Here is a 24,748-nt window from a genome sequence, read left to right as displayed (position 1 = left end):
AGGCCGGAAACCCGGCCTTTGATTATGCAATTTTCTCGAGTAACTCACTGGCGCGTTGCCGCTGGCGTTCACCACCTTCTGCCATCACCTCTTCGATCAGTTCTCTGGCACCAATGACATCTTCCATATCAATATAGGCCTGAATCAAATCCAGCTTGGTGTTGACCTCTTCAGGCTCGTCGACAGGGTCTTCTGCTGGCGCAGACGCCGCCTCGCTCACATCCAGGGAAATCTCAGGGAACTCAGCTTCAGGAGCAACTGCCTCTGGCGCAACGGGCTCATTCAATGAGGCCACCGGAGCTTCCATATCCAGATCATCCAAAGACAAGTCCTCAGGATCATTTCCGGCTGCATCGTTAGGCCCCCCCAATTCCAGAGAGAGCTCCGGCAGGGACTCGAATACAGCGTCTTCATTGGACAATGCAGGCTCGCCACTGACTGAATTAGCAGGCGCGGCAAATGGCGCCGCAGCCTGTTCAGCATCATCCAGATTGAGTGATGGCAAATCCAGTGATTTTGGGGTCAACTCAGCCTCGGCACTGGCGACCTGCAGCGCAGGGTCCGTAGCGGCTGCCTCATTTACAGAATCTGCCACATCTTCAAGCCCAGTGCTGTTGAGAGTTGACACTTCCGGTTCAGCTGCAGCACGCTCGGGCGCGGTGAATGACAACGGCTCATCCTCGAGCGTTAATGCTGTTGCGCCAGGCTGTGCAAGCGTTTCTTTTGCAACATCAGTTTCAGCCAACGCAGCTGGCTCAAAAACCAATGGCTCGTCCTCCGCTTGTTCGCTCATACCAATGGCAGCCTCATTTTTCTCAGTTTCGGCGACCTCATTATTCTGAGACGGTTCAACAGGCTCGCTTGAAGCCGAGACCGCTGCATTTGCAGACTCAAACTCTAAAGCGGGAGCCTCAAAATTGAAATGGTAGCCTTCTTCATTTTGGGCGGGAGCAGAGGGTTCAATTGCACTGGCAGCATTGGCATTGCTATCCTCCGGTGCACTGACGGGCTCTGCACTGACCTGATATAGGCTGTTTTCAGGGTCCAGCTTCTGTCCCATGGCCGTCACTTTTGCCCAGGTACTGTCAGCCGGCCCCAGCTTGGCATAAAGATCACTGGCCAACGACTCAAATGCGCCTTTATTCGCGCTTGCCTGATAAATTTCCAGCAGTTTAAGTTTGAGCTCATGGCGGTCAGGATCTTTTTGAATGGCATCTTTGAGGATTTCTTCGGCCTGCGCATCGCGGCCATAGGCCATATACACCTCAGCCTCGGCAATCGGATCAACATCATGAGAGTCAATCATGCCGCCAACCCCACTCTGCGAGAAGTCGGTCAGAAATGAAGTGTCGCCCGAAGCAGCCGCTTGTGTATCCCCGAACACTGTATTGTTTTGCATTTCAGTGGCCGGCGAGGTCACAATCACGTCTTCAAAGTTATCAATCTGCTTTTTACGACGAATACGGATCACAGCCCAAATGCAAAGCAGGATAGGCAATCCAATCAAGGCAAATGGCAAGACCGGGTTGATTGACTTTAGACGCTCAAGCAACACGTGCATAAATGAGGGTTGGGTGGCTGCAACTTCAGGCGCAGGCTCGACCGGTGGTGCCGCTGGCTTGTTTTCTGCAGCAGTGCTGGGTGACTCGGTTTTAGCCGGCTCTGTTTTCTCACCAGCGGCCTTATCTGCTTCGGCTTTCGCCGGAGCAGAGGTTGTAGATTCTGACTTGGCTGGTTCAGGCTTAACTGGCTCGGTAGCCGTTTTATTCTGTTCAGCGTTGGATGCAGACGCTGCCTGCGCAGCATTTTTTTCAGCCTGTGCCATGGCATTGCTTTTCATTTCCACGAGCTTTTTCATGTCGGCCACTTGCTTCTCGAGCGCTGCAGCACGTGCCTGCTCTTCTTTGATCGCATTCGCTTTGGCGGTCGCGTCCTCTTGTGCAGCAGTCACGGAGGCCTTGCTGTTGGCCTTGTCAGTCAACGAAGTCGATTTTTCGTCACCTGCCGAAAGCTTTAATACATCCTTGGCTGGCTTGGACTGTGGCAATGGTTTGTCACCCGCACTGCCAATCTTGCCTGCGGATTGTTGAGTGTTGCCACCGGTCTGGGCAGGCGCACTTTCCTTAACCACTTTGCCCAGCGTATTTTTATAAGCTAGCCAGTTGGCCGTATGCTCAGCCACCACTTGCTGCGCTTGCTTGCGACTCAGACGCTCCAGGCTTGCCTGGTCAGGCAGACGAATGATTTTACCTACCTTGAGACGGTTCATGTTTTTACCGTCAAAAGCGTCCTGATTGGATTGATAAAGCGCAGCCAGCATTTGATCCATGCTGACATTGTCTGGCTTCATCTGGCGCGCGATGGCATATAGCGTATCACCACGCTCTGTCGTCAACGCTTGCGCCTCAGAGGCAGTGTCTTGAGCCGGTGATTTAGGCTCGACTTTTTTGACCGCTGGCTTGGCTGCAGTCGGAGCCTTCGCACTCTTAGTTTCTGCAGGACGGCTCTCAGCGGCCACGGCTGGCGCAGGTTGGGCTTCTGACTGTTTCACCGTGGGCGTCGCCGCAGCTTCGGCAGCATAATTAGAGTTAAAACCGGGCGGGTCTAACAGTAAGGTGTATTCTTTTACCAGGCGACCGGTCGGCCAGTCTACCTGGATCAGCATGTCCAGGAAGGCTTCTGTAATCGGTTGTGTACTGCTCAACTTGAGGATAGGCAGGCCTTTTGTATTATTGCCAACCTCAATTTTGATGAATGGATAAGCCGCAGGCTTTTCCAGCATTTGATCCTGATATACCTGCTCACTGGCAAGCGCAGCTTGAATGCTGCTCAACTCTGCAGGCGTGACGGCCAACAGCTCGATTTCAGCATTGAGCGGTTCCCCCAGTTTTGAGCTGGACGTGATGGTACCTAATCCGGCAGCTTGCGCTGACATGGCAGCACCCAGACTCAAGGCAAAGGCTATTTTTTTTAATTGAATTTTACGCACCGATTCACCCTTTTTTCATTCATGGCTTTTGTCAAAATAGCATCATTCAGACAGCCACGCAAGCGCGTGCAGACGGCTTGCAGGCAATAAATACACTGTTTTTAGTGTCTCGCATCCATTAAACACTAGCCCCAAAAAAGCAAAAGCCCGAAAAGACTATGATTTCATTGATAAATCATAGCTTTACGGGCTGCTACTTCACAAACTACTTAAGCTTCTACCAAAATTCTTAACATGCGTCGCAATGGCTCGGCTGCCCCCCACAATAACTGGTCGCCGACTGTAAACGCGGACAGATATTCGCCACCCATTGCCAGTTTGCGCAAACGCCCCACCGGCGTGGTCAACGTGCCGGTAATCGCCGCTGGCGTTAACTCACGCATACTCACTTCGCGTTCGTTGGGAATCACCTTTGCCCAGGGGTTGGCTTCCGCCAGCATCTGGTTGATCTCATCGAGCGGCACATCTTTGCGCAGTTTGAGCGTCAAAGCCTGTGAATGGCAACGCATGGCGCCAATACGCACACACAAACCATCAATCACAATCGGATTTGCCGAGCGCCCCAGAATCTTGTTGGTCTCAACGCCCCCCTTCCACTCTTCCTTGCTTTGACCATTGCCCAAATCCTTGTCTATCCAGGGGATCAGGCTACCGGCAAGCGGCACGCCAAAGTTGGATTGCGGTAGCGATTCACTGCGGATGGTATCGGCCACCTGTTTGTCGATATCCAGAATCGCAGAAGCAGGATCGGCCAGCAAGTCAGCCACAGAGGCATTGACCACGCCCATTTGCGTAATCAATTCACGCATATTTTGTGCACCGGCACCAGACGCAGCCTGATAGGTCATGGACGTTGCCCACTCAACCAGATCGGCCTTGAACAAGCCGTTAAGCGCCATCAGCATCAACGAAACCGTGCAATTGCCGCCTATCCAGTTGTTTCCGCCATTCGCGAGCGCATCTTTAATGACATGCATATTGACCGGATCAAGAATAATCACGGCATCGTCTTCCATACGCAAGGTCGAGGCAGCATCAATCCAGTGACCGTTCCAGCCGGCAGCGCGCAATTGCGGGAACACTTCGCTGGTGTAATCGCCGCCCTGGCAGGTGACAATCACCTCCATCTGCTTCAATGCGTCTATATTTTTCGCATCTTTAAGCGCGGGAGATGCTTTACCCACATTGGGTGCTGCACCGCCTGCTTGCGAGGTGGTGAAAAACTGCGGTTCGATATCCGCAAAATCATTTTCCTGACGCATGCGTTGCATCAGCACAGAACCCACCATGCCACGCCAGCCTACTAACCCTACCTTCAACATATTCAACCTTTATTGTTAACCGCACAGCCGTGCGGATAAACGCAGATAATTTTGATTCAACCCTTATTTGGTTGACTTTTGCACGGCTTCGCCAGCCTTTTCCAGATCCTTGCCCATGCCGTCAATGGTATTACAGGCCGCCAAGGTCAATGCAGTGATTACACACAAAATTAACGTTTTAAACATCATCCTCTCCTCAAATGACTGATGCCGACCGTCATCAATCTCTAAAGTTACCAAATTTCAACGGAAAATCAGTAATACTCTTTTTCACAAATGCAATCGCCTCTTGCAGGACGTCTCGCTTCGCCCCATTCACGCGCACGGTGTCGCCCTGAATGGTGGCCTGGACTTTCATGCCACTGTCTTTAATCAGCTTGGTGATTTTTTTGGCCAGGTCGCTATCAATGCCATCACGCACAATCAACTCCTGCTTGACCTTGTTACCAGACACCTTTTGCACATCCTTGTGCTCCAGCCGCTTGGAAGACTCTGGCTCTTTTTTTTCCATGGCTGGTAGTAAAATATCCTTCACCTGATCCAGCTGAAAATCATTGTCCCCAAACAAAGTGATCACTTTGTCTTTCTCGTTAAACTCGATGTTGGCCGAAGTGCCTTTAAAGTCATAGCGATTGGTAATCTGCTTGCTGGCAGCATCAATCGAATTCTTCAAATTAACCATATCGACTTCGGATGTAATATCAAAGCTAGGCATTTTTTAAAACCTCACAAGCGATGGCAGGACAAGGCGGAAGCGCGCAGGCAGTACATTGAGTACGACCAGCGCGACCAACGCAGTCATGCCGAGCAATCGCAATTATTCGAAGTGGCAGACGTAGTCTACGGTCTCTACTGTTTCAATCTCAAAACTGGAATTACCCGGTACCGTGAATTTCTCACCGCCCTTGTAGGTGGTCCAGTTTTCCTCGCCTTTCAGGCGTACCTTGCAAACACCATCGTTGATTTCCATCAACTCCGGGGAGCCTGTATTAAAGGTCAATGTACTCGGAAAAATTACGCCTACGGTACACCGCGTGCCATTCGGGAACAGCACGGTGTGACTCACACATTTGCCATCAAAATAGACATTAGCTTTCTTTTTTACACTGACATTATCAAATTGCGCCATTTTTAAATTCCTGTTTAATTTCAATACGCTGCAAAACAAGCAAAGGACTATATCACAGCTAAATCTGCGCGAGCGTGATGAAATTACATCCGCCCGCGCAACCCGTGTTACATGGCCGCTACGATTTGGTCGCCCATCTCGGAGCATGACACGCGCTTGGTGCCTTCTTCATAGATGTCGCCGGTACGGTAGCCCGCTGCCAGGACCTTTTTCACCGCATTTTCAATGCGGGTGGCGGCAGCCTCATTATCGAAGCTGTAGCGCAACATCATGGCCGCAGACAAAATGGTGGCAATCGGGTTAGCCAGGTTCTTGCCGGCGATATCCGGTGCAGAACCGTGTGATGGCTCATACAGGCCTTTTTTGCTCTCGTTCAAGGATGCAGAAGCCAGCATACCAATTGAACCAGTCAGCATGGAGGCCTCATCAGACAGGATGTCACCAAAAATGTTACCAGTCACCATCACGTCAAACTGTTTCGGGTTGCGAATCAGCTGCATGGCGGCATTGTCCACATACATATGGCTCAACTCGACTTCCGGGTATTCTTTCGCTACATCGATCACGATTTCTTTCCAGAACTCGGTGGTTTCCAGCACATTGGCCTTGTCTACTGAACACAGTTTTTTCTGGCGCTTCATCGCGATCTGAAAAGCGACGTGCGCAATACGGCGGACTTCTGGCTCACTGTAAATCATGGTATTAAAACCTTCGCGCACGCCCTGCTCGTTGGTGCGCATGCCGCGTGGCTGACCAAAATAGACGTCACCGGTCAGTTCACGCACAATCATGATATCCAGACCAGCCACCACTTCAGGTTTTAGCGTAGAAGCGTTGGCCAGCTCTGGGAACAGCACAGCTGGGCGCAAGTTGGCAAACAGACCCAAGTCTTTACGAATCGCCAGCAAACCGCGCTCTGGACGCAATGGACGGTCCAGGGTGTCATACTGTGGGCCGCCTACCGCGCCCAACAAAACAGCATCCGCTTCACGGCAAACTTTTTGCGTAAACTCTGGATAGGGATGACCGAACTGGTCATACGCCTGACCACCCAACGGTGCCTCGGTGAAGGTCATTTCCAGACCTTCTTTGTGCAACACATCCAGTACGCGCAAGGCTTGTTTAATAATTTCCGGGCCGATGCCATCGCCTGGCAACACTGCAATATTCAATGCCATTATTTTTTCCTAACTATATATACAATCTCAATAAAAACGATGAAAAACCGTCGCGAGCGATGGCGTGGCTAGGCGCTCGGAGCGCAGAAACCGGAATGTACACTGAGTACATGAGGATTTCGAGCACCGCGCAACCACGCCAATTCATTGTGTCGCAGATGAATTACGTTTTTATGCGAACAACCAGGGTTGTGCAGCCTTATGTTTCTCTTCAAACGTTTTGATTTCATCTGCATGCTGCAAGGTCAGGCCGATCTCATCCAGGCCATTGAGCAAATTGTGCTTGCGTGTCGGTGTAATCTCAAAGCTGAATGACTGGCCAGAAGGCGTGGTCACTGTTTGCGCTACCAGATCGACATTCAGCGTATACCCTTCATTGGCAAAGCACTCTTTGAACAACTGATCCACCTGCTCGGCAGCAGCCACGATGGGCAAAATACCGTTTTTATAGCAGTTATTAAAGAAAATATCGGCAAAGCTGGGCGCAATAATGACACGGAAGCCTTGGTCTTCAATCGCCCATGGCGCATGCTCACGTGAAGAACCGCAGCCAAAGTTGTCACGCGCGAGCAGGACTTGTGCACCTTGGTAACGCGGCTGGTTCAAGACAAAATCCGGGTTTAATGGACGCGTACTGCAATCCATACCAGGCTCGCCATAGTTGGTATAGCGCCACTCGTCAAACAAATACGGGCCAAAGCCAGAGCGTTTGATTGATTTTAAGAACTGCTTGGGAATAATCGCGTCAGTGTCCACGTTGGCTCGATCCAGCGGACAAACCAGCCCATTCAAGGTAGTAAATGCTTTCATAATGTTCTCCTCTTAGGCGCTACGCACGTCAACAAAATGACCGGCAATCGCAGCAGCAGCCGCCATTTCAGGGCTGACCAAATGCGTACGTCCGCCCGGACCCTGACGGCCTTCAAAGTTACGGTTAGAGGTTGAAGCGCAACGCTCACCAGGGCTCAAGCGGTCTGAGTTCATGGCCAGACACATGGAGCAGCCAGGCTCACGCCACTCAAAACCAGCCTCAATAAAAATCTTGTCCAAGCCTTCAGCTTCGGCCTGACGTTTCACCTGACCAGAGCCTGGCACCACCATCGCCAGTTTGATATTGCTGGCCACTTTTTTACCTTTGGCGACGCTGGCAGCGGCACGCAAGTCCTCAATACGCGAGTTGGTGCAGGAACCAATAAAGATTTTATCGAGCTGAATTTGCTCAATCGGGGTATTGGCAGTCAAGCCCATGTATTTAAGCGCATTTTCAATACTGGTACGTTTGGTTGCATCGGCTTCCTGGGCAGGATCAGGCACAGTGGAGCCGATGGGCAGCACTTGCTCAGGCGATGTCCCCCAAGTCACTTGCGGGGCAATCTCTGCACCGTTCAATGTTACGATGGTATCAAACTCGGCATCGGCGTCGGACTTGAGGGTGCTCCAGTAAGCCACAGCTTGCGCCCAATGCTCGCCTTTAGGCGCATGCAGGCGACCTTCAAGGTAAGCCGATGTTTTCTCATCCGGGGCCACCAGGCCCGCACGAGCGCCGGCTTCAATCGCCATGTTACACAGCGTCATGCGGCCTTCCATGGACAAGCCACGGATCACTTCGCCGCCAAACTCAATCGCGTACCCCGTACCGCCAGCGGTACCGATTTTGCCGATAATCGCCAGCGCCACGTCTTTGGCCGTCACGCCTTTGCCCAATTGGCCATCGACTTTCACCAGCATGCGCTTGGATTTTTTCGCGACCAGGGTTTGTGTAGCCAAGACATGCTCAACCTCTGAGGTACCGATGCCGTGCGCCAACGCGCCAAAGGCACCATGAGTTGAGGTATGGCTATCGCCACAGACCACGGTCATACCAGGCAAGGTCGTGCCATTTTCAGGCCCAATCACATGAATAATGCCTTGGTCTTTGTTTTTAAAAGGAAAATACACCAAGGCACCAAACTCTTTGATGTTGTTATCCAGCGTTTCCACCTGCAAACGGGACACTGGATCTTCAATGCCTTTGTCCCAGTCTTTGGTCGGTGTATTGTGGTCAGGGTTAGCCACAATGCTGGAATTACGCCATGGTTTACGCCCGGCCAGACGCAAGCCTTCAAAAGCCTGTGGGCTGGTCACTTCATGCACCAGATGGCGGTCAATGTAAATCAGACAGGTGCCGTCTGCTTCTTCACGCACCACATGCGAATCCCATAATTTGTCGTACAGCGTTTTACCTGCCATGACAGTTCCTTTCAAACCACACAAAATAAATAACCTGCGCAGAATACCTAAGTTTCAATACCCTTACAAGAATATGATTTATACTAGTATTGAAACTACCACTTTAAACAGCCGCTGCACACGCAAGCAATTGATGCTCAACAGGAAAAGATGGATTCAAGACGCCAGGAGCTCGCAGAATTTTTACAAGCCATGCGCCAGCGTGGCAGCCCGGAAGCCTTTGGTTTTCCATCAGGCGTTCGCCGTCGCACCCAAGGGCTACGCCGCGAAGAAGTGGCTCAATTGGCAGGGATCAGCGCTACCTGGTACACCTGGATCGAGCAAGCGCGCGAAGTCAATGTGTCGGCCGAAGCCCTGGACCGCCTGGCCAATGCGCTCAAACTGAGCAAATCTGAACGTAGCTATCTGTTTGACATGGCAGACCGCCGTGACCCGCATGCCCACCAGAACCAAGTTGATACGGCGCCGGAAACCCTGGTGACCATGCTGAAACACATCCAGATTCCGGCGTATATCATGGGCCGCACCTGGGACATGTTGGCCTGGAATACCGCAGCAAGTGATTTATTTAGTGGACTGCTGGATATTGAGTGGCCTGCTGGCGAACACCCTAACCTGCTACGCTTTGTGTTTGCACATCCGGCGGCAAAACAGTTTGTAGTGAACTGGGACATGCGCGCGCGCAGACTGGTGGCAGAATTCAGAGCGGACAGCCGCACACGGCTGGAAGAGCCTGAAATCAAGAAACTCATCGACGAACTGAGCAATGCCAGTGCAGAGTTTGCAGCGTTCTGGAAACAGCATGATGTGCTGGAAAGGCAAGGTGGACAGCGCGCCTTTCAACACCCGACGCAAGGCTTGATTCAATATCAGCAGGTGACGCTACGTCCGGTAGAACAGGAACACCTTAAACTGGTGTTGCTGCAACCTGCTGACTAATCAGCGTTCGGGTTTGCTGCGCTTATGGGCTTGTCCGCGATTGCGACAACTTGTATTCAATCGCATCCTTCAAGGCCAGCCAGGATGCCTGGATGATGTCAGAAGAAACACCGATGGTGGTCCAGTTGCTTTGCTGATCGGTAGACTCAATCAACACGCGCACCTTCGCTGCCGTGGCCAGGTTGGAGTCCAGCACCCGCACTTTGTAATCGACCAGCTTGATTTCATTGATGGCCGGATAAAACGGCTGCAGCGCCTTGCGCATGGCCTTGTCCAGGGCGTTCACGGGACCATCGCCCTGAGCGGTTGCGCTGGTTTCCTGGCCATTCACGCTGATGTGTATCGTCACCGAGGAATTCAGCCCATCCGCGGACGGTTCGTAAATATTGACATGGTATTGCTTGAGGCTGAAAAACGGCTTGAACTTGCCCAGTAACTTCTGCATCAGCAAGTCAAACGAGCTCTCGGCATTTTCAAACTGATACCCTTCATGCTCCAGTGCTTTCAGCTGCTCCAGGATATTCACTGCTGCTTGAGACTCTTTGGTCAGGCTAGGATCAATTTGTTGCAACTTGCGCAGAATCGCCCCGCGCCCCGCGACTTCAGAGACCAGAATATGTCTCTCATTGCCAACCATGCCAGGGTTGATGTGTTCATAAGATTTCGGATTTTTATTCACTGCATCAATATGCATGCCGCCCTTATGTGCAAAGGCATCCTGCCCGACATAAGGCGCCTTGTCGTTAAACGCAACATTGGCGACTTCACTGACAAAGCGTGCGGCGGCCGTCAACCCAGATAATTGCGACTCTGAAATACAGGCCAAACCCAGTTTTAGCTGCACATTAGGGATAATCGACACCAGGTTGGCGTTGCCGCAGCGTTCACCAATACCGTTGATGGTGCCTTGCACCTGCATGGCGCCAGCCTGCACGGCAGCCACCGAGTTGGCGACCGCCATTTCACAGTCATTATGGCAATGAATGCCAATCTGCACTGCAGGGAAACGGTTCACCACTGTTTGCGTGATGCTGAATACCTCGTTTGGGAAAGTGCCGCCATTGGTATCACATAAGGCCAACACATCCGCCCCAGCGTTTACCGCCACTTGCAATGTCTGCATGGCATAGTCGGCATTGGCTTGATAGCCATCGTAAAAATGCTCGGCGTCAAACACCACCTCTTTGCCTTGCGCCTTGAGGTAGGCAATGGTATCGGCAATCATGGCCAGGTTTTCGTCTAGCGTCGTGCGCAGAATGTCAGTAACCTGGCAATCCCAACTCTTGCCAAAAATAGCCACCGCCGTTGTGTTGGCTGATAATAGCGACTGCAAATTCTTGTCTTCTGCTGCGGTAATGCCAATGCGGCGTGTACTGCCAAACGCAATAATTTTGGCATGCTGAAGATGGAGCTCGCCGACGCGGGCAAAAAACTCGAGGTCTTTCGGGTTAGAGCCAGGATTACCGGCCTCAATGTAGCCGATGCCCAACTGATCCAGACGCTGAACCACCTTGAGTTTATCCTCAACCGAAAAAGACACTCCCTGCGCTTGCGCGCCATCGCGCAAGGTAGAGTCGTAGGCAATGACGCGTCGATGAGCCATAAGAATTATTTTTTACGGCTGTGCAAGTTGGCTGCAATACGCATGCGCAAAGCATTCAACTTGATAAACCCGCCGGCATCTTTCTGGTCGTAAGCGCCTTTGTCATCCTCAAACGTCGCAATGGTCGAGTCAAACAACGAATCAGTTTTGCTGTCACGGCCAACCACAATCACGTTGCCTTTGTACAACTTCACGCGCACCCAGCCATTCACCGTCGCCTGGGTATGGTCGATCAAAGTTTGCAAGGCAACACGCTCTGGGCTCCACCAATAGCCGTTATAGATTAGGCTGGCGTAACGTGGCATCAAATCATCCTTCAAGTGCGCCACTTCGCGGTCCAGCGTAATGCTTTCAATCGCACGGTGCGCTTTCAGAATAATGGTGCCGCCTGGAGTTTCGTAGCAACCACGGGACTTCATGCCTACATAGCGGTTTTCCACCAGGTCCAGACGACCCACACCATGTTTGCCACCCAAGCGGTTCAGCTCAGCCAGAATCTCGTGTGCTTTCATGGATTTGCCATTAAGCGCAACAATGTCACCCTGTTTGAACTCAAGGTCCAGATACTCGGCCGCGTCAGGCGCTTTTTCAGGGGATACGGTCCAGCGCCACATGTCTTCCTCGGCTTCCGCTGCCGGGTCTTCCAGGTGACGGCCTTCGTAGGAAATATGCAACAGGTTGGCATCCATTGAATAAGGGCTGCCGCCTTGCTTGTGCTTCATCTCGACCGGGATGCCATGTTTTTCGGCATAGGCCAGCAGTTTTTCACGGGACAACAGATCCCATTCACGCCATGGCGCGATAATTTTGATGTTGGGATTCAAGGCATAGGCACCCAGCTCAAAACGCACCTGGTCGTTACCCTTGCCGGTGGCACCATGCGAAATAGCATCCGCTTTGGTTTCGTTGGCAATTTCAATCAGGCGCTTGGCAATCAGCGGACGCGCAATCGAGGTCCCAAGCAAATATTCACCTTCGTAAACGGTGTTGGCACGGAACATCGGGAACACAAAGTCACGCACAAACTCTTCACGCAGGTCATCAATATAGATTTCGTTCACGCCAAATTTTTTGGCTTTTTCACGCGCGGGCTCCAGCTCTTCGCCCTGTCCAAGGTCAGCAGTAAACGTGACCACCTCACATTGATAAGTGTCTTGCAACCATTTCAGAATCACGGAAGTGTCAAGGCCGCCAGAATAGGCCAATACGGCTTTTTTAATATCGCTCATTGAAGTTGTATTTCCATAAAAAATATTTTTACCTCACAGCTAACGAGATAAAGAGAAAATCTGTAAAAGCGCTTTTTCTCTGCGACCTCTGTGTTGTCTGTGGCTAACACATGCTTTTGGCGTCACGTTTACTGTCACGCCAGTCTGACACGCTTAATTTCAACTTCGTGTCAGAGTGAACCTATAAAAAAACAATTTTTTGCCACAGAGATCACAGAGGGCAAGGAGAAAACCACCTTGAAACACTCTGGGTCTCAGTGGTGAAAAATCAAACTTTGCCCAACAACAAATATTCCATCAGCGCTTTTTGCGTGTGCAGTCTGTTCTCGGCTTCGTCCCAGACCACGCTTTGCGCGCCATCAATGACCTCGGCCGAAACTTCTTCACCACGGTGCGCAGGCAAGCAGTGCATAAACAAGGCATCGGCTTTTGCGACCTTCATCATGTCAGCGTCGACTTGCCAATCAGCGAAGTCTTTGCGGCGCTCTTCGTTTTCGGCCTCAAAGCCCATGCTGGTCCAGACATCGGTCGTGACCAGATCCGCGCCGAGAGCTGCCTCCATCGGGTCAGCAAATGACTCGAAATGATCCGTGCCGTACAAGTTAGCGCGCTCTGGTTCGACTTCATAGCCAGGCGGGGTCGACACATGCACATTAAAGTCCAGCACTTCTGCCGCCTGCAACCAGGTGTTACAGACGTTATTGCTGTCGCCAATCCAGGCCACGGTTTTACCCTGGATCGAACCTCTGTGCTCGATAAAGGTAAAAATATCCGCCAGGATCTGGCATGGGTGATATTCGTTGGTCAGACCATTGATCACCGGCACGCGCGAGTTTTGCGCAAAACGCTCAATGATGCTTTGCTCAAACGTGCGGATCATGACGATGTCACTCATGCGCGAAATCACCTGTGCCGCATCTTCTACCGGCTCGCCACGCCCCAGTTGCGAGTCACGGGTGTTGAGATAGATGGCTGAGCCGCCCAGTTGCTGCATGCCAGCTTCAAAAGACAAGCGGGTACGCGTACTGGCTTTTTCAAAAATCATGACCAGCGTGCGATCGACCAGCGGCCAGTATTGTTTGTAATCTTTAAATTGCGATTTAATCCATTTGGCACGGGTAAAGATGTGCTCTATCTCATCGCGTGTCAGGTCATTAAATTGCAAAAAATGTTTAATACTCATGATGTGTAGACGCTTGCGTAATCAAGCATTTGCCTTTAAGAAATTTAAAATCAGGGGCGTTAACCTGCTTACCAACTCATCTGCTTCCTGCTTATTCATGATCAGCGGTGGTAACAAACGAATCACTTTTTCTGAGGTGACATTAATCAGCAACTTGGCCGCCAGCGCCTGCTTGACCAGCTCGGCACACGGCCTGTCAAGCTCAATGCCTATCATCATGCCGGCATTGCGTACATTGACGACTCCGGCCTCGCCTTTGAGCGCAAGCGTAAACTGTTCGCGAATATAGTCGCCAACCGTCTGTGCGTTTTCACGTAATTGTTCTTCGGAAATGATATTTAATGTGGCCAGACCAGCAGCCGTGGCCAGCGGGTTCCCGCCAAAGGTAGAGCCATGTTTGCCTGGTGTAAAGGTTTCCGCAGCCACGCCGCGCGCAACACAAGCCCCAATCGGCACACCAGAGCCCAAGCCTTTGGCCAGTGTCATCACGTCCGGCAGAATGCCACTGTGCTGAAAAGCAAACCAGGTGCCGGTTCTGGCAATGCCAGACTGGACTTCATCCAGCATTAACAGCCAGCCATTGGCATCGCACAGCGCACGCAAGCCTTGCAAATAGGCTTTCAAACTGGCTGGAATATGAATCCCGCCTTCGCCTTGCACAGGCTCAACCAGAATAGCCACCACATTGTTTTTATGGGCAGCAATCGCTTTGACAGCTTCGATGTCATCAAAAGGCACGCGGACAAACCCACTCACCAACGGCTCAAAACCGGCTTGCACCTTACGGTTACCCGTCGCTGACAAAGTAGCCATGGTCCTGCCGTGAAAGCTTTGATCCATGACGATGATTTCAGGATGGTCTATGCCTTTGTTGTGTCCGTACAAACGCGCCAATTTAATCGCGGCCTCATTGGCTTCACAGCCTGAGTTACAGAAAAATATGCGATCCATGCCAGACAACTCGGCCACTTTGTCGGCCAACGCAGCTTGTTCTGCAATCTGGTAAATATTGGAGACATGGATCAGTTTGGCGATTTGTGCATTGAGCGCCGCTACAAATTTGGGATGGGTATGACCCAAGCCATTCACCGCCACGCCAGACAGCGCATCCAGATAGCGATCACCGGCAGTGTCTGTGAGCCAGACGCCCTCACCTTTAACAAAGGTCACTGGCTGTCTGCCATAGGTGTTCATTAAATGTTCCGAATGCATTTCAAACCCTTTTTCAAAAAACAAAAACGGCGGCTTAAGCCGCCGTAAACGTCTTAAACCCGCTAAAACCCTAATACGGCTCGATGACTCAACCCATTGGCCATAAAAAACAGCATGGGCAAGGAAAGCATCAAGTTCGTGCGTGAGGCCAGCATGGCAACACGTCTTGCATTGTTTTTCGCCTGTTCATCGGCTGCCACCATGCCAAGTATTTTTTTCTGATTGGGCCAAATCAGCACCCAAACATTAAACAGCATAATGGTCCCCAGCCAGGCACCCACACCAATCAATTCAAACCCGCCTCGCAAGGCGAACGCATCGGTAAAATGTGGGCCCAACAATGCCGCACCCGCCAGCCAGGTCACCACAGCAGACCAACGAAACCACAGCAAGGCACGTGGCGCGATATGTTTGTTAATACCCGCAGCCGTACCGTCTGCTGCGGCCGCTTTCAAGCCTGCCATTTGCACCAGATTAAAATAATAGAGCAGGCCCACCCAGGTAATGCCTGCCAATACATGAAACCATCTTGCGAGTGCCGGAACCAGTTCCATCGTATCAGCCTCCTGCAACCACAAAATTTTTGAGGAAAAAAACCAGCGCCAGCGTGAGCAACACACCAGAGAGAACGGATCCTGCAACAGATTCCAACGGATTTTTCATATACACCCCAACCCTTTTGTGTTTTTAAGCCTGATCGGACTAGATCCGCATGGTGGCTATGCCGGCTAGCCACTCGTAAACATTTTCATGCGCCTAAATTTAGGTGTCTCAAGAGCATAACGATTGCCATGAGACAACACCAAATCGGAAATTCAGATCAACGACCCAGTAAATCTTGTTCCAGTCAAATCCGGTTGAAGATAAACCCAAGCCAGGCTTGATTTTTTTGTGGTTTTGAACCTTTTTAATTTCATCCTTAAGCTTACCGTAAAAGCAATTTATTGACAAGTTAGCCCCAGGCTTATTGGCATGCGTCACGAAAGCATCAAGTTTAGATGATACGCGTGGTTTTTCGATTTATAATGCGCGGCGTCAATATAATTTGCGCCCAATCTGCAGGCGCGACAATGAGGGGACACTCGCACCATGGCAACAACAGACATCGATGTCGTGCTGGTTGGCGGCGGCATTATGAGCGCAACGCTGGCGTCTCTATTGCATAGACTCGACCCGACCTTAAGCATATGCATGGTGGAGCAACTCGAAGACGTTGCGCTTGAAAGTTCTGATGCACTGAATAATGCAGGCACTGGCCATGCGGGGTATTGTGAGCTCAACTACACCCCCAAAAACCGGCAGGGAGAGATTCAGATTCGGCGCGCACTAGAGATCAACGCCGCCTTTGAGGTGTCTCTGCAATATTGGTCTACCCTGACAAAAGAAGGGGCACTGCAAGCGGCAGCATTTATCCAGCGCGTCCCGCACCTGAGTGCGGTTTGGGGTGCTGAAGACGGTGCTTTTTTGCGTCAGCGATTTGAGTTATTACAAGCGCATCCTTTATTCGCCGAGATGCAGTGGAGCAAGCAGCCGGAAACCCTGAACGAGTGGATGCCCCTGATGATGCGTGGCCGTGAAAGCGGCGCGCACATGTCTGCCACACGCGTCGCCCATGGCTCGGATGTCAATTTTGGCGCACTGACAAGGCAGTTGGTGTCTCACCTCAAGACGCAAGCCAACTTTACCTTGCTCACCCAATCCCGCGTCACCAAGCTCAAGCAAGTGAACAAGCGCGAAAAACATCCCTGGCAAGTTCAAGTGCAGGATCTGGTCACTGGTAAAAAACAAACTCTGGAAGCCCAGTTTGTGTTTTTAGGTGCCGGCGGCGGCGCCTTGCCCTTGTTGCAGCAGTCGGGGATCCCTGAAGCGAATGGCTATGGCGGTTTTCCGGTCAGTGGCCAATGGTTGATTTGTAATGAACCCTCGCTGATCAACACCCATCATGCCAAGGTTTACAGCCAGGCTGCGGTCGGCGCACCACCCATGTCGGTGCCGCATCTGGATACGCGCATGATACAAGGCAAGCCTGCGCTGCTATTTGGGCCCTATGCCGGATTCACCACGCGCTTTCTCAAGCAAGGCTCGCGTTTCGACCTGGCCAAATCCGTCAAAGTCAGAAACATCAAGAGCCTGCTCGGTGCGGGCCGACACAATCTGGACCTGACCAAATACCTGATCAAGGAAGTGTTTCAAACGCATGAGCAGCGCATGTCTGCCTTGCGCGTATTTCTGCCTGCGGCCGATAGCCAGCACTGGCAATTGGCGCACGCCGGGCAGCGGGTACAAATCATCAAACGCTGCCATCAGCATTGGGGAAAACTCGAATTTGGCACTGAGATTGTGGCCAGCGCCGATGGTAGCCTGGCGGCCTTGCTCGGCGCTTCGCCTGGCGCATCTGTGAGCGTCCAGGCCATGTTGGATGTATTACAGCGCTGTTTTGCCAAACGCATGCAAAGCCAGACCTGGCAAGAGACGCTCAAGTCCATGATTCCCTCCTATGGCGAATCATTGATTGACGATGCGCAACTGCTGGCACGTGTGCGTAGTGAAACCTTGAGTACCTTGCAACTGGGTTAGTTTGCTGAACTAGCTCAGCAGGTCTGGCAACCCGGGATCGCACCACCCATTGCTGACGGCCATGCAAGCCAACAAAATTTGAATTTTCTGGACAATAGCGTGGTCCTGACTAGAGGACTTGTAAGAGAAAGCGAACTGTTTATGTATTCCGGGATTGCCGACAAAACACTGTTTACCCTATTTGGCGCGGGCCTCACCGCTTTGTTTTTAGCCGGATGCCAGGCGGATGCCCATAAAGTGCAAGCCAGTGCCCCCGACTTTGGCGAGAACGTGTTTGTGCTCGACCCACAAATGCCGGCGGAAGAAGTGCAGGCCAGGCTGGATGCCCTGTTCAAACAACAAGAAAGTAACCAGTTTGGGCCTGAACGCTATGCGGTATTGTTCAAACCGGGCGTCTACCATAACAAGATCAAGTTGGGCTTTTATACCCAACTCATGGGTCTGGGCAGCTACCCTGATGACGTCATGTTGCAGGGCGGGATTGAGGTCAAGGCCACCTGGCACGAAGAAGATGCCACACAAAATTTCTGGCGTAGCGTAGAGAACCTGTCGGTGACGCCGGATAATGGCACCATGCAATGGGCGGTGTCGCAAGCTTCACCGCTACGCCGTCTGCATGTGCGTGGCAATATGTTGCTGGATGATAATGGCGGCTGGTCCAGTGGCGGCTTTATCGCCGACAGCCTGATTGACCAGCAAGTCAATTCGGGCACCCAGCAGCAATGGTTAACCAGAAACAGCAACATTGGCAGCTGGACCAATGCCAACTGGAATATGGTCTTTGTTGGCGTCAAGCATGCCCCGGATGCGTCGCATTGGCCTAACCCACCCTATACCGACGTCCCGCAAACGCCTATCGTACGCGAGAAGCCGTTTTTGACAGTGACCGCGGCTGGTGAATACCAGGTTTACGTCCCTCCCTTGCGTCAGCAGACGCAAGGCATCAGTTGGCAAGACGCCCACCTGGACGGCACGACGATTCCCTTGAGCCGTTTTTATATTGCCAAAGCGGCAACAGATAACGCTGACAGCCTGAATGCAGCGCTTGCCAAAGGCCTGCATCTGTTGCTGACGCCGGGCATTTACCCGCTAGACAAAGCCCTCAACATTTCGCGCGCCAATACCGTGGTGCTCGGCTTGGGCATCGCCACCCTGCTGCCTACCCATGGCAACCCCGCCATGCAAGTGCAAGATGCCGATGGCGTGATCCTGGGCGGCCTGCTGTTTGATGCAGGTGAGAAAAACAGTGAGGTGTTATTGCACGTTGGCCAAAGCAAAACCGCGACCTCGCATGCCCAAAACCCGATCAGCCTGCATGATGTGTTTTTCCGGGTAGGCGGCGCCAGCGTGGGCAATGCCACGCATAGCGTCATCATCAATAGCAATCACGTGATTGGCGATAACTTGTGGGTATGGCGCGGCGACCATGGCAACGGCATCGGCTGGTCTATGAATAAAACCAAGCATGGCATCGTGGTGAACGGGGATGATGTCACCATGTATGGCTTGTTTGTCGAGCACTTCCACGACTACCAAACCGTGTGGAATGGCGAAAATGGCGCCGTGTATTTTTACCAGAGTGAAGCGCCCTATGATGTCCCCAACCAGGCCAGCTGGATGAATGGCAGCAGCAACGGCTTTGCCTCTTACAAGGTGGCTGATCACGTCACACAGCACAGGGCTATCGGCATGGGCGTGTACTGCTTTTTTAATGACAACCCGGAAGTCAAACTAAGCAGCGCGATTGAGGCACCTCTGGGTGAACATATCCAGTTTGAGCGCATGACCAGCGTTTCGCTGGGCGGGACGGGCGAAATCACACATGTGCTCAATACCATTGGCGACGCTGCCAAACCAGGCAGTGAAGTGTCTCGTCTGTTGAAGCCTTAACGTATTACCTTGTGAGCGCCTGAATTTAGCTGCAGGCGGCTCAAATCTTAGCTGGCCTGCTGGCCATACAAGCGTTGATAGATACTGCCGGCCTGCTGTACCAGCGTGTCATGCTGCCCTTCCTCAATGATGCGGCCCCCATCAAACACCAGCACGCGGTCAGCATCTTTCACGGCAGATAATCTGTGAGCAATGATGATGGTCGTGCGCCCACGCAAAAAAGTGCGCATTGCCTGATGCAGCAAAGCTTCTGTATGCGTATCCAGCATGGAGGTCGCCTCATCCAAGATGACGATTTGCGGCTGTTTCAGCATCATGCGAGCAATCGCCAGCCGTTGACGTTGGCCACCGGACAAGCGCACCCCACTGCGTCCAAGCTGCGACGCCAGCCCTTGTGGCAAATCGCGCACAAATTGCGCCAGCTGCGCAATTTCAAGCGCCTGCCATAAGGCATCATCCGAATAAGCGGTCTCCAGACTCAGGTTTTGGCGCACGCTGTCATTAAACAACATGGGTTGTTGCAACACCACGCCCAAGTGTTCGCGCACTTGTGCATAGCCCAACTGCTCAATCGGCTGGCCGTTGAATAAGATCTGGCCCTGAGTGGGGGCATACAAGCCCAGCAACAGTTGCACCAGGGTGGACTTGCCCGCGCCTGAGACCCCGACCAGCGCCACTTGCTCACCCGGTGCAATATCCAGCGTCACGTCGGCCAGAATAGGATCGCCTTCGCCATAAGCAAAGGTCACGTTTTGCAGGCGGATTGCTGCAGGCGAGTGTGCATCCAAGGCTTGTACGGTGGCAGGATAATGGGGTTCTTCATCCGCCGCCAATACCTGGTTGATCCTACCTAGCGCCGCCTTGGCCGCGTAATAAGACACTTGTACCGACAACAGCTCTTGCACCGGGCCCATCATGAACCACAGGTAACCAAACACAGCGATCATCTGGCCGACAGACAAGTTGGAAAACACCACCATCAACATGGCGACGGCACGAAAAACCTCAAAGCCAAATAAAAACACGCCGAATGACAAACGCGCCAAAGCATCAGACTTCCAGCCGGAAGCCGTGGCGGCGGCTCTGACTGCCTCTGCCGCCTGCTTGGCTTTATCAAGAAAGCGGCGGTCGCTATTGCTGGCCCGCAGTTGCTGCATCACTTCCAGCGTCTCGTTCACCGATTGCGACAAAACCTCAAAGGCGCCATTCTCACGCTGCTTCCAGGCTTTGACCTTTTTGCCCAAGATCATGGTCAGCGCGATCACAAACGGATTCAAGAACAGGATAATCAACGCCAGTTGCCAATGCATCCATAGCAAGACACCAGCTACGCCAATCACGCTTAAGACGGCGACCAGCACTTTGGCGATGGTTTCACCTAAAAACTTGTCCAGCGTCTCAATATCGGTGAGCAGCCTGGCAGTAACTTGCCCTGCACCCAGGCTTTCATAGACTTGCATGCGTATCCTGCCCAGTTTATCCAGCAGCATTTGCCGTACTCCCAGCGTCACCTGTTTGGATAAGCCGACAAAAATACGGGTGGTCGCCACGCCGAGTAACACACTACTTAAGCGCAAGCTGATCGTGAACACCGTCACCACCACAATAATGGCAATCGGCCCCAGCCATTCGGCGGGGAGCAGCGCCGTCATTAATTTCGTGAGTTTGCCCGGTTGGTGCAGTAATACCTCATCCACCAGCAAGGGCATCAATAGCGGAATCGGCACCGCCACCATCGCCCCGCAAAAAGCCAGGCATTGCCCCAACCACAAACGGCGGGCCTGCTGGCGCAGTTGCTGCCACAAATCCTGCAAGCTTAGGGTCATGGGGATTGAGGTCTTAGTTAGACGGCCAAGACGCGCTGACGACGAATCTCATATAACGCAATGCCACTGGCCACACTCACATTCAGGCTTTGTACCGTGCCAAACATGGGGATGGTAATCAGGGCATCACACGTTTCCTCGGTCAATCGACGCATGCCATCGCCCTCAGCCCCCATCACCAGGGCGATAGGGCCTTGCAGCTTGGTATTGTGCAACGAGCCCGGCGCATCCATGGTGGTGCCAACAATAAACACCCCCGCTTCTTTCAGCTCGCGTAAGGTGCGCGCCAGATTGGTCACGGCAATAAATGGCACCGTTTCGGCCGCGCCACTGGCAACCTTACGCACCGTGCCATTCAGGCCAACAGAGCGGTCTTTGGGTGCAATAATCGCATGCACACCCATGGCATCGGCCACCCGCAAACAAGCCCCGAGGTTATGCGGATCTTGCACACCATCCAGCACCAGGAAGAACGGTGGTTCGTCCAGATCAGACTCCAGCACATCGTGGATATCCTTGTAAGGCATGGGCGTTTCAATCACGCGCGCAATCACGCCCTGATGGCGGCCATGCGCACCGATAAAGCCATCAAGGCGCTGGCGATCCGCCTGAATCACGCGGATATTCTGCCCTTTAGCCATCTCAAGCAAATCACGCATCCGCGCGTCCACCCGGTCCTGGTCAATAATAATTTCCTGAATGCTGCTACCATGCTGACGCATGCGACTCAACACCGCATGAAAACCAAACAAAATGCGGGCTTCCGACATAATCACTCCTAAATTTTTGATCTCTTTTGCTTATGCTTAGGCAAAAGTGAAAATACGAATCGCGCAGAGGCAGCTACATTCACTGCCCCGTGCGCGACGAGATGCCCCAAGCAGGGCAATATTGCATTAACCGCTATTATCCCAGATTTTTCATAAAGCAATTTTTCAATCTGATTGAACGGCTGGGATTATCGGGCTTTCGCCTTGGGTTTGCCTTTATTTTTTTGCGCAGAATGGCGGCCCTTGTCTTTGGCTGAGCGGCTTCTGGCCGGAGCAGGTTTGCTCGCAGCGGGCTTGTCTGCGGCGCTGCGAGGCGTGCTGGTGCCGGATCTGGTTGATTTTTTGGCTGGTTGTTTAGCCGTTTTGGGTGCTTCCCACACTGCGGGCACCACCTTTTCAACCGGCTTGGTAGACCGTGTCTTTTTCACGCTGGACACGGCCAACGATTCAGCGACAGTACCATCTGCCGGATCAACCACGCCCTCTGACTTGCCGACCAGTGTAAAGTCAATACGCGTGGTTTCAAGATCCACACGCACCACCTTCACGGTTAAGCGGTCGCCTAAACGATAGCGCACGCCAGTGCGCTCGCCCACCATCTCATGCCGAGCTTTGTCATGAATGAAATAGTCATTGCCCAGGTCGGTGACATGCAGCAAGCCTTCCACATAAACCTCATCCAGCGCCACAAACAAACCAAAGCTGGTGACGCCTGCCACGGTGCCACTGAACACCTCACCCACCTTATCCTGCATGTAAAAGCATTTGAGCCAGTTCGTCACATCGCGGGTTGCGTCGTCGGCACGGCGCTCGGTCATGGAGCAATGCACGCCAAGGTGATGCCAGTCTTTGGCCTGATATCGCTTACCTTCCACCACCGCCTTGATTGCTCTATGCACCAGCAAGTCAGGATAGCGGCGGATCGGCGAAGTGAAATGCGTATACGCCTCATACGCCAGGCCAAAGTGGCCGACGTTATCCGGGCTGTACACCGCCTGCTGCATCGAGCGTAACAAGACCGTCTGTAATAACTGCGCATCCGGACGTTCTTTGATACGCTGCATGAGTTTGGCGTAGTCTTTGGCGTGCGGGCTCTCGCCCCCACCCACACCAAAACCAAATTCGCCCATAAACAGGCGCAAGGCCTCAAGTTTTTCTGGCGTCGGCCCTTCATGGATACGGAACAGGCAGGTCTGCTCGTTTTTGAGCAAAAAGTCAGCGGCACAGACGTTGGCCGCCAGCATGCACTCTTCAATCAGTTTATGCGCATCATTGCGCACCACCGGCACAATCTTGTCGATTTTGCCATTATCGTTAAACACCATCATGGTTTCAGTGGATTCAAACTCCACCGCACCGCGTTTTTCGCGTTGTGTCAGCATGAGCCTGAACACGCTGTTGAGGTTCTGCAAATGCGGTAACAGCCAGGTATATTCCTCACTCAACGCAGCATCTTCGCCCTGCAATAAAGCAGCGACTTTGGTATACGTCATGCGCGCTTTAGACCGCATCACCGACGGGTAAAACTGGTATTGCTTGACCACGCCCTGCCCGTCCACCTGCATATCGCACACCATGCACAATCGCTCAACATCCGGGTTCAACGAACACAGCCCGTTAGACAAAGCCTCTGGCAACATCGGGATCACACGACGCGGAAAATACACCGAGTTGCCGCGGTCAAACGCCTCTTTATCCAGCGCGTCCCCAGGCTGCACATAAAAACTCACGTCCGCAATCGCCACCACCAGGCGCCAGCCTTTGCCTTGCGGCTCGGCAAACACAGCATCGTCAAAGTCACGTGCAGTTTCGCCATCAATCGTGATCAAAGCCAAATCACGCAAATCCTTGCGACCTTTATAATCTTTGGCTTGTACGGTTTTAGGAAAGTCTTCTGCCTGCTTGAGCGCCGCAGGATTGAACTGGTGCGGCAAATGATGCTTGCGCAAGGCAATCTCAATCTCCATGCCGCTATCCGCATAATTGCCCAAAATTTCGACAATCTTTCCCATGGGGTTAGAGTGCGAAGAAGGATATTCGGTTAACTCAACAGTCACCACCTGTCCCACTTGCGCATCCATATCCAGATGGTAAGGAATCAGAATATCCTGGCTGATACGCTTGTCTTCAGCCGCAACGATGGTTACGCCCTGGGCACGGATCACGCGCCCTACCAGCGTCTTGTTCGCCCGCTCCAGCACCTCAACCAGCTTGCCCTCAGGCCGACCTCTGCGGTCCAGCCCGGCCAGCCGCACCATGGCGCGATCGCCATGCATGACCAAGGTCATTTCCTTGGGGCCTAAAAAGATATCTTCAGGATTTTTGTTTTTATCATCGGGGACCAGGAACCCATAACCATCGGTATGTCCGAACACGGTCCCCGCAATCAAATGGATTTTATCCGGTAAACAAAACGCGCCCTTGCGGTTACGCATTAACTGGCCATCGCGCTCCATCGCACCCAACCGGCGGTTAAAAATGTCACGCTCATCATGGCTGATATCGAGCATCACATAAATCTGCTCAGCACTCAGGGGAATGCCCTGGTCTGACAACAACTGTAACACCAACTCGCGACTAGGCAGCGGTGTTTGGTATAACTCAGCTTCACGCTGGGCCTGCGGGTCATTTGCACGCAGGGATTTTTTAGTTTTTCTGGTTGACAATATTTA

General features: G+C 52.4%; 19 protein-coding genes. 3 read left to right on the top strand and 16 right to left on the bottom strand.

Going from position 1 to position 24,748, the window contains the following annotated elements:
* Positions 1-22 precede the first annotated feature (22 nt).
* The 8 genes from GOC95_RS00870 to leuC form a co-directional block, all read right to left on the bottom strand.
* Positions 23-2,989 carry a FimV/HubP family polar landmark protein gene (locus GOC95_RS00870; protein WP_275355059.1) on the bottom strand — a complete coding sequence of 989 codons (2,967 nt, stop codon included), beginning with the start codon at positions 2,987-2,989 and terminating at the stop codon, positions 23-25.
* A 209-nt stretch (positions 2,990-3,198) separates the two neighbouring features.
* Positions 3,199-4,311 (bottom strand): aspartate-semialdehyde dehydrogenase, encoded by a 1,113-nt coding sequence (gene asd, locus GOC95_RS00865; protein WP_275355058.1) that lies wholly within the window; start codon positions 4,309-4,311, stop codon positions 3,199-3,201.
* A gap of 63 nt (positions 4,312-4,374) precedes the next feature.
* Positions 4,375-4,497 (bottom strand): entericidin A/B family lipoprotein, encoded by a 123-nt coding sequence (locus GOC95_RS00860; protein WP_343223934.1) that lies wholly within the window; start codon positions 4,495-4,497, stop codon positions 4,375-4,377.
* Between the two features lie 34 nt (positions 4,498-4,531).
* Complete coding sequence (locus tag GOC95_RS00855) at positions 4,532-5,026, bottom strand: YajQ family cyclic di-GMP-binding protein (RefSeq protein ID WP_194746843.1); 495 nt, start codon at positions 5,024-5,026, stop codon at positions 4,532-4,534.
* Positions 5,027-5,128: 102 nt separating this feature from the next.
* Positions 5,129-5,440 (bottom strand): pyrimidine/purine nucleoside phosphorylase, encoded by a 312-nt coding sequence (locus GOC95_RS00850; protein ID WP_194746844.1) that lies wholly within the window; start codon positions 5,438-5,440, stop codon positions 5,129-5,131.
* Positions 5,441-5,547: 107 nt separating this feature from the next.
* Positions 5,548-6,612 carry a 3-isopropylmalate dehydrogenase gene (gene leuB, locus GOC95_RS00845; RefSeq protein WP_275356369.1) on the bottom strand — a complete coding sequence of 355 codons (1,065 nt, stop codon included), beginning with the start codon at positions 6,610-6,612 and terminating at the stop codon, positions 5,548-5,550.
* A gap of 177 nt (positions 6,613-6,789) precedes the next feature.
* Complete coding sequence (gene leuD / locus GOC95_RS00840; RefSeq protein WP_194746846.1) at positions 6,790-7,428, bottom strand: 3-isopropylmalate dehydratase small subunit; 639 nt, start codon at positions 7,426-7,428, stop codon at positions 6,790-6,792.
* A gap of 12 nt (positions 7,429-7,440) precedes the next feature.
* Positions 7,441-8,847, bottom strand: a complete 1,407-nt coding sequence (leuC, locus tag GOC95_RS00835) for a 3-isopropylmalate dehydratase large subunit (RefSeq protein WP_275355054.1) — start codon at positions 8,845-8,847, stop codon at positions 7,441-7,443.
* Positions 8,848-8,997: 150 nt separating this feature from the next.
* Between leuC and GOC95_RS00830 the strand changes: the two genes are divergently transcribed.
* Positions 8,998-9,786, top strand: coding sequence for a helix-turn-helix transcriptional regulator (locus GOC95_RS00830; protein WP_194746848.1), 789 nt, complete (start codon positions 8,998-9,000; stop codon positions 9,784-9,786).
* 22 nt (positions 9,787-9,808) lie between these two features.
* On the opposite strand, the gene cimA is transcribed toward GOC95_RS00830, so the two are convergent.
* The 5 genes from cimA to GOC95_RS00805 form a co-directional block, all read right to left on the bottom strand.
* A complete protein-coding gene (gene cimA / locus GOC95_RS00825; protein WP_275355050.1) occupies positions 9,809-11,389 on the bottom strand; it encodes a citramalate synthase in 1,581 nt (526 codons plus the stop codon).
* 5 nt (positions 11,390-11,394) lie between these two features.
* Positions 11,395-12,618, bottom strand: a complete 1,224-nt coding sequence (locus GOC95_RS00820; RefSeq protein ID WP_275355048.1) for an argininosuccinate synthase — start codon at positions 12,616-12,618, stop codon at positions 11,395-11,397.
* Positions 12,619-12,886: 268 nt separating this feature from the next.
* Complete coding sequence (gene argF / locus GOC95_RS00815) at positions 12,887-13,801, bottom strand: ornithine carbamoyltransferase (protein WP_275355046.1); 915 nt, start codon at positions 13,799-13,801, stop codon at positions 12,887-12,889.
* A 21-nt stretch (positions 13,802-13,822) separates the two neighbouring features.
* Positions 13,823-15,013, bottom strand: coding sequence for an aspartate aminotransferase family protein (locus GOC95_RS00810; protein ID WP_275355044.1), 1,191 nt, complete (start codon positions 15,011-15,013; stop codon positions 13,823-13,825).
* Between the two features lie 62 nt (positions 15,014-15,075).
* Complete coding sequence (locus GOC95_RS00805) at positions 15,076-15,567, bottom strand: urate hydroxylase PuuD (protein ID WP_275355042.1); 492 nt, start codon at positions 15,565-15,567, stop codon at positions 15,076-15,078.
* A 535-nt stretch (positions 15,568-16,102) separates the two neighbouring features.
* Here GOC95_RS00805 and mqo point away from each other — a divergent pair.
* On the top strand, positions 16,103-17,590 hold the full coding sequence (gene mqo / locus GOC95_RS00800) for a malate dehydrogenase (quinone) (RefSeq protein ID WP_275355041.1): 1,488 nt from the start codon (positions 16,103-16,105) through the stop codon (positions 17,588-17,590).
* Between the two features lie 99 nt (positions 17,591-17,689).
* Complete coding sequence (locus tag GOC95_RS00795) at positions 17,690-19,480, top strand: adenylyl cyclase (protein WP_275355040.1); 1,791 nt, start codon at positions 17,690-17,692, stop codon at positions 19,478-19,480.
* Between the two features lie 47 nt (positions 19,481-19,527).
* On the opposite strand, the gene GOC95_RS00790 is transcribed toward GOC95_RS00795, so the two are convergent.
* The 3 genes from GOC95_RS00790 to rnr all read right to left on the bottom strand — a co-directional run bounded on the left by GOC95_RS00790 (position 19,528) and on the right by rnr (position 24,742).
* Complete coding sequence (locus GOC95_RS00790) at positions 19,528-21,306, bottom strand: ABC transporter ATP-binding protein (RefSeq protein WP_275355038.1); 1,779 nt, start codon at positions 21,304-21,306, stop codon at positions 19,528-19,530.
* 17 nt (positions 21,307-21,323) lie between these two features.
* Positions 21,324-22,076: a 23S rRNA (guanosine(2251)-2'-O)-methyltransferase RlmB gene (gene rlmB, locus GOC95_RS00785; protein ID WP_194746855.1), complete on the bottom strand. Its 753-nt coding sequence runs from the start codon at positions 22,074-22,076 to the stop codon at positions 21,324-21,326.
* Between the two features lie 188 nt (positions 22,077-22,264).
* Entirely contained in the window at positions 22,265-24,742 is a 2,478-nt protein-coding gene (gene rnr, locus GOC95_RS00780; RefSeq protein WP_275355036.1) for a ribonuclease R, read from the bottom strand.
* Positions 24,743-24,748: the final 6 nt, after the last annotated feature.

Source organism: Methylophilus sp. YYY-1, from assembly GCF_029132825.1.
Lineage (GTDB): Bacteria > Pseudomonadota > Gammaproteobacteria > Burkholderiales > Methylophilaceae > Methylophilus > Methylophilus glucosoxydans.
Note: the sequence above shows the minus strand (reverse complement) of the source record. Positions and strands in the feature narration are given on the sequence as shown.

Bases quoted from the DNA above. Each gene is read 5' to 3' on its own strand.
- GOC95_RS00830 (WP_194746848.1), top strand. From the start codon at position 8,998: ATGGATTCAAGACGCCAGGAGCTCGCAGAATTTTTACAAGCCATGCGC.
- GOC95_RS00850 (WP_194746844.1), bottom strand. From the start codon at position 5,440: ATGGCGCAATTTGATAATGTCAGTGTAAAAAAGAAAGCTAATGTCTAT.
- rlmB (WP_194746855.1), bottom strand. From the start codon at position 22,076: ATGTCGGAAGCCCGCATTTTGTTTGGTTTTCATGCGGTGTTGAGTCGC.
- GOC95_RS00790 (WP_275355038.1), bottom strand. From the start codon at position 21,306: ATGACCCTAAGCTTGCAGGATTTGTGGCAGCAACTGCGCCAGCAGGCC.
- cimA (WP_275355050.1), bottom strand. From the start codon at position 11,389: ATGGCTCATCGACGCGTCATTGCCTACGACTCTACCTTGCGCGATGGC.
- GOC95_RS00820 (WP_275355048.1), bottom strand. From the start codon at position 12,618: ATGAGCGATATTAAAAAAGCCGTATTGGCCTATTCTGGCGGCCTTGAC.
- argF (WP_275355046.1), bottom strand. From the start codon at position 13,801: ATGAGTATTAAACATTTTTTGCAATTTAATGACCTGACACGCGATGAG.
- leuD (WP_194746846.1), bottom strand. From the start codon at position 7,428: ATGAAAGCATTTACTACCTTGAATGGGCTGGTTTGTCCGCTGGATCGA.
- GOC95_RS00855 (WP_194746843.1), bottom strand. From the start codon at position 5,026: ATGCCTAGCTTTGATATTACATCCGAAGTCGATATGGTTAATTTGAAG.
- GOC95_RS00860 (WP_343223934.1), bottom strand. From the start codon at position 4,497: ATGTTTAAAACGTTAATTTTGTGTGTAATCACTGCATTGACCTTGGCG.
- GOC95_RS00805 (WP_275355042.1), bottom strand. From the start codon at position 15,567: ATGGAACTGGTTCCGGCACTCGCAAGATGGTTTCATGTATTGGCAGGC.
- asd (WP_275355058.1), bottom strand. From the start codon at position 4,311: ATGTTGAAGGTAGGGTTAGTAGGCTGGCGTGGCATGGTGGGTTCTGTG.
- mqo (WP_275355041.1), top strand. From the start codon at position 16,103: ATGGCAACAACAGACATCGATGTCGTGCTGGTTGGCGGCGGCATTATG.
- leuC (WP_275355054.1), bottom strand. From the start codon at position 8,847: ATGGCAGGTAAAACGCTGTACGACAAATTATGGGATTCGCATGTGGTG.
- GOC95_RS00810 (WP_275355044.1), bottom strand. From the start codon at position 15,013: ATGCATTCGGAACATTTAATGAACACCTATGGCAGACAGCCAGTGACC.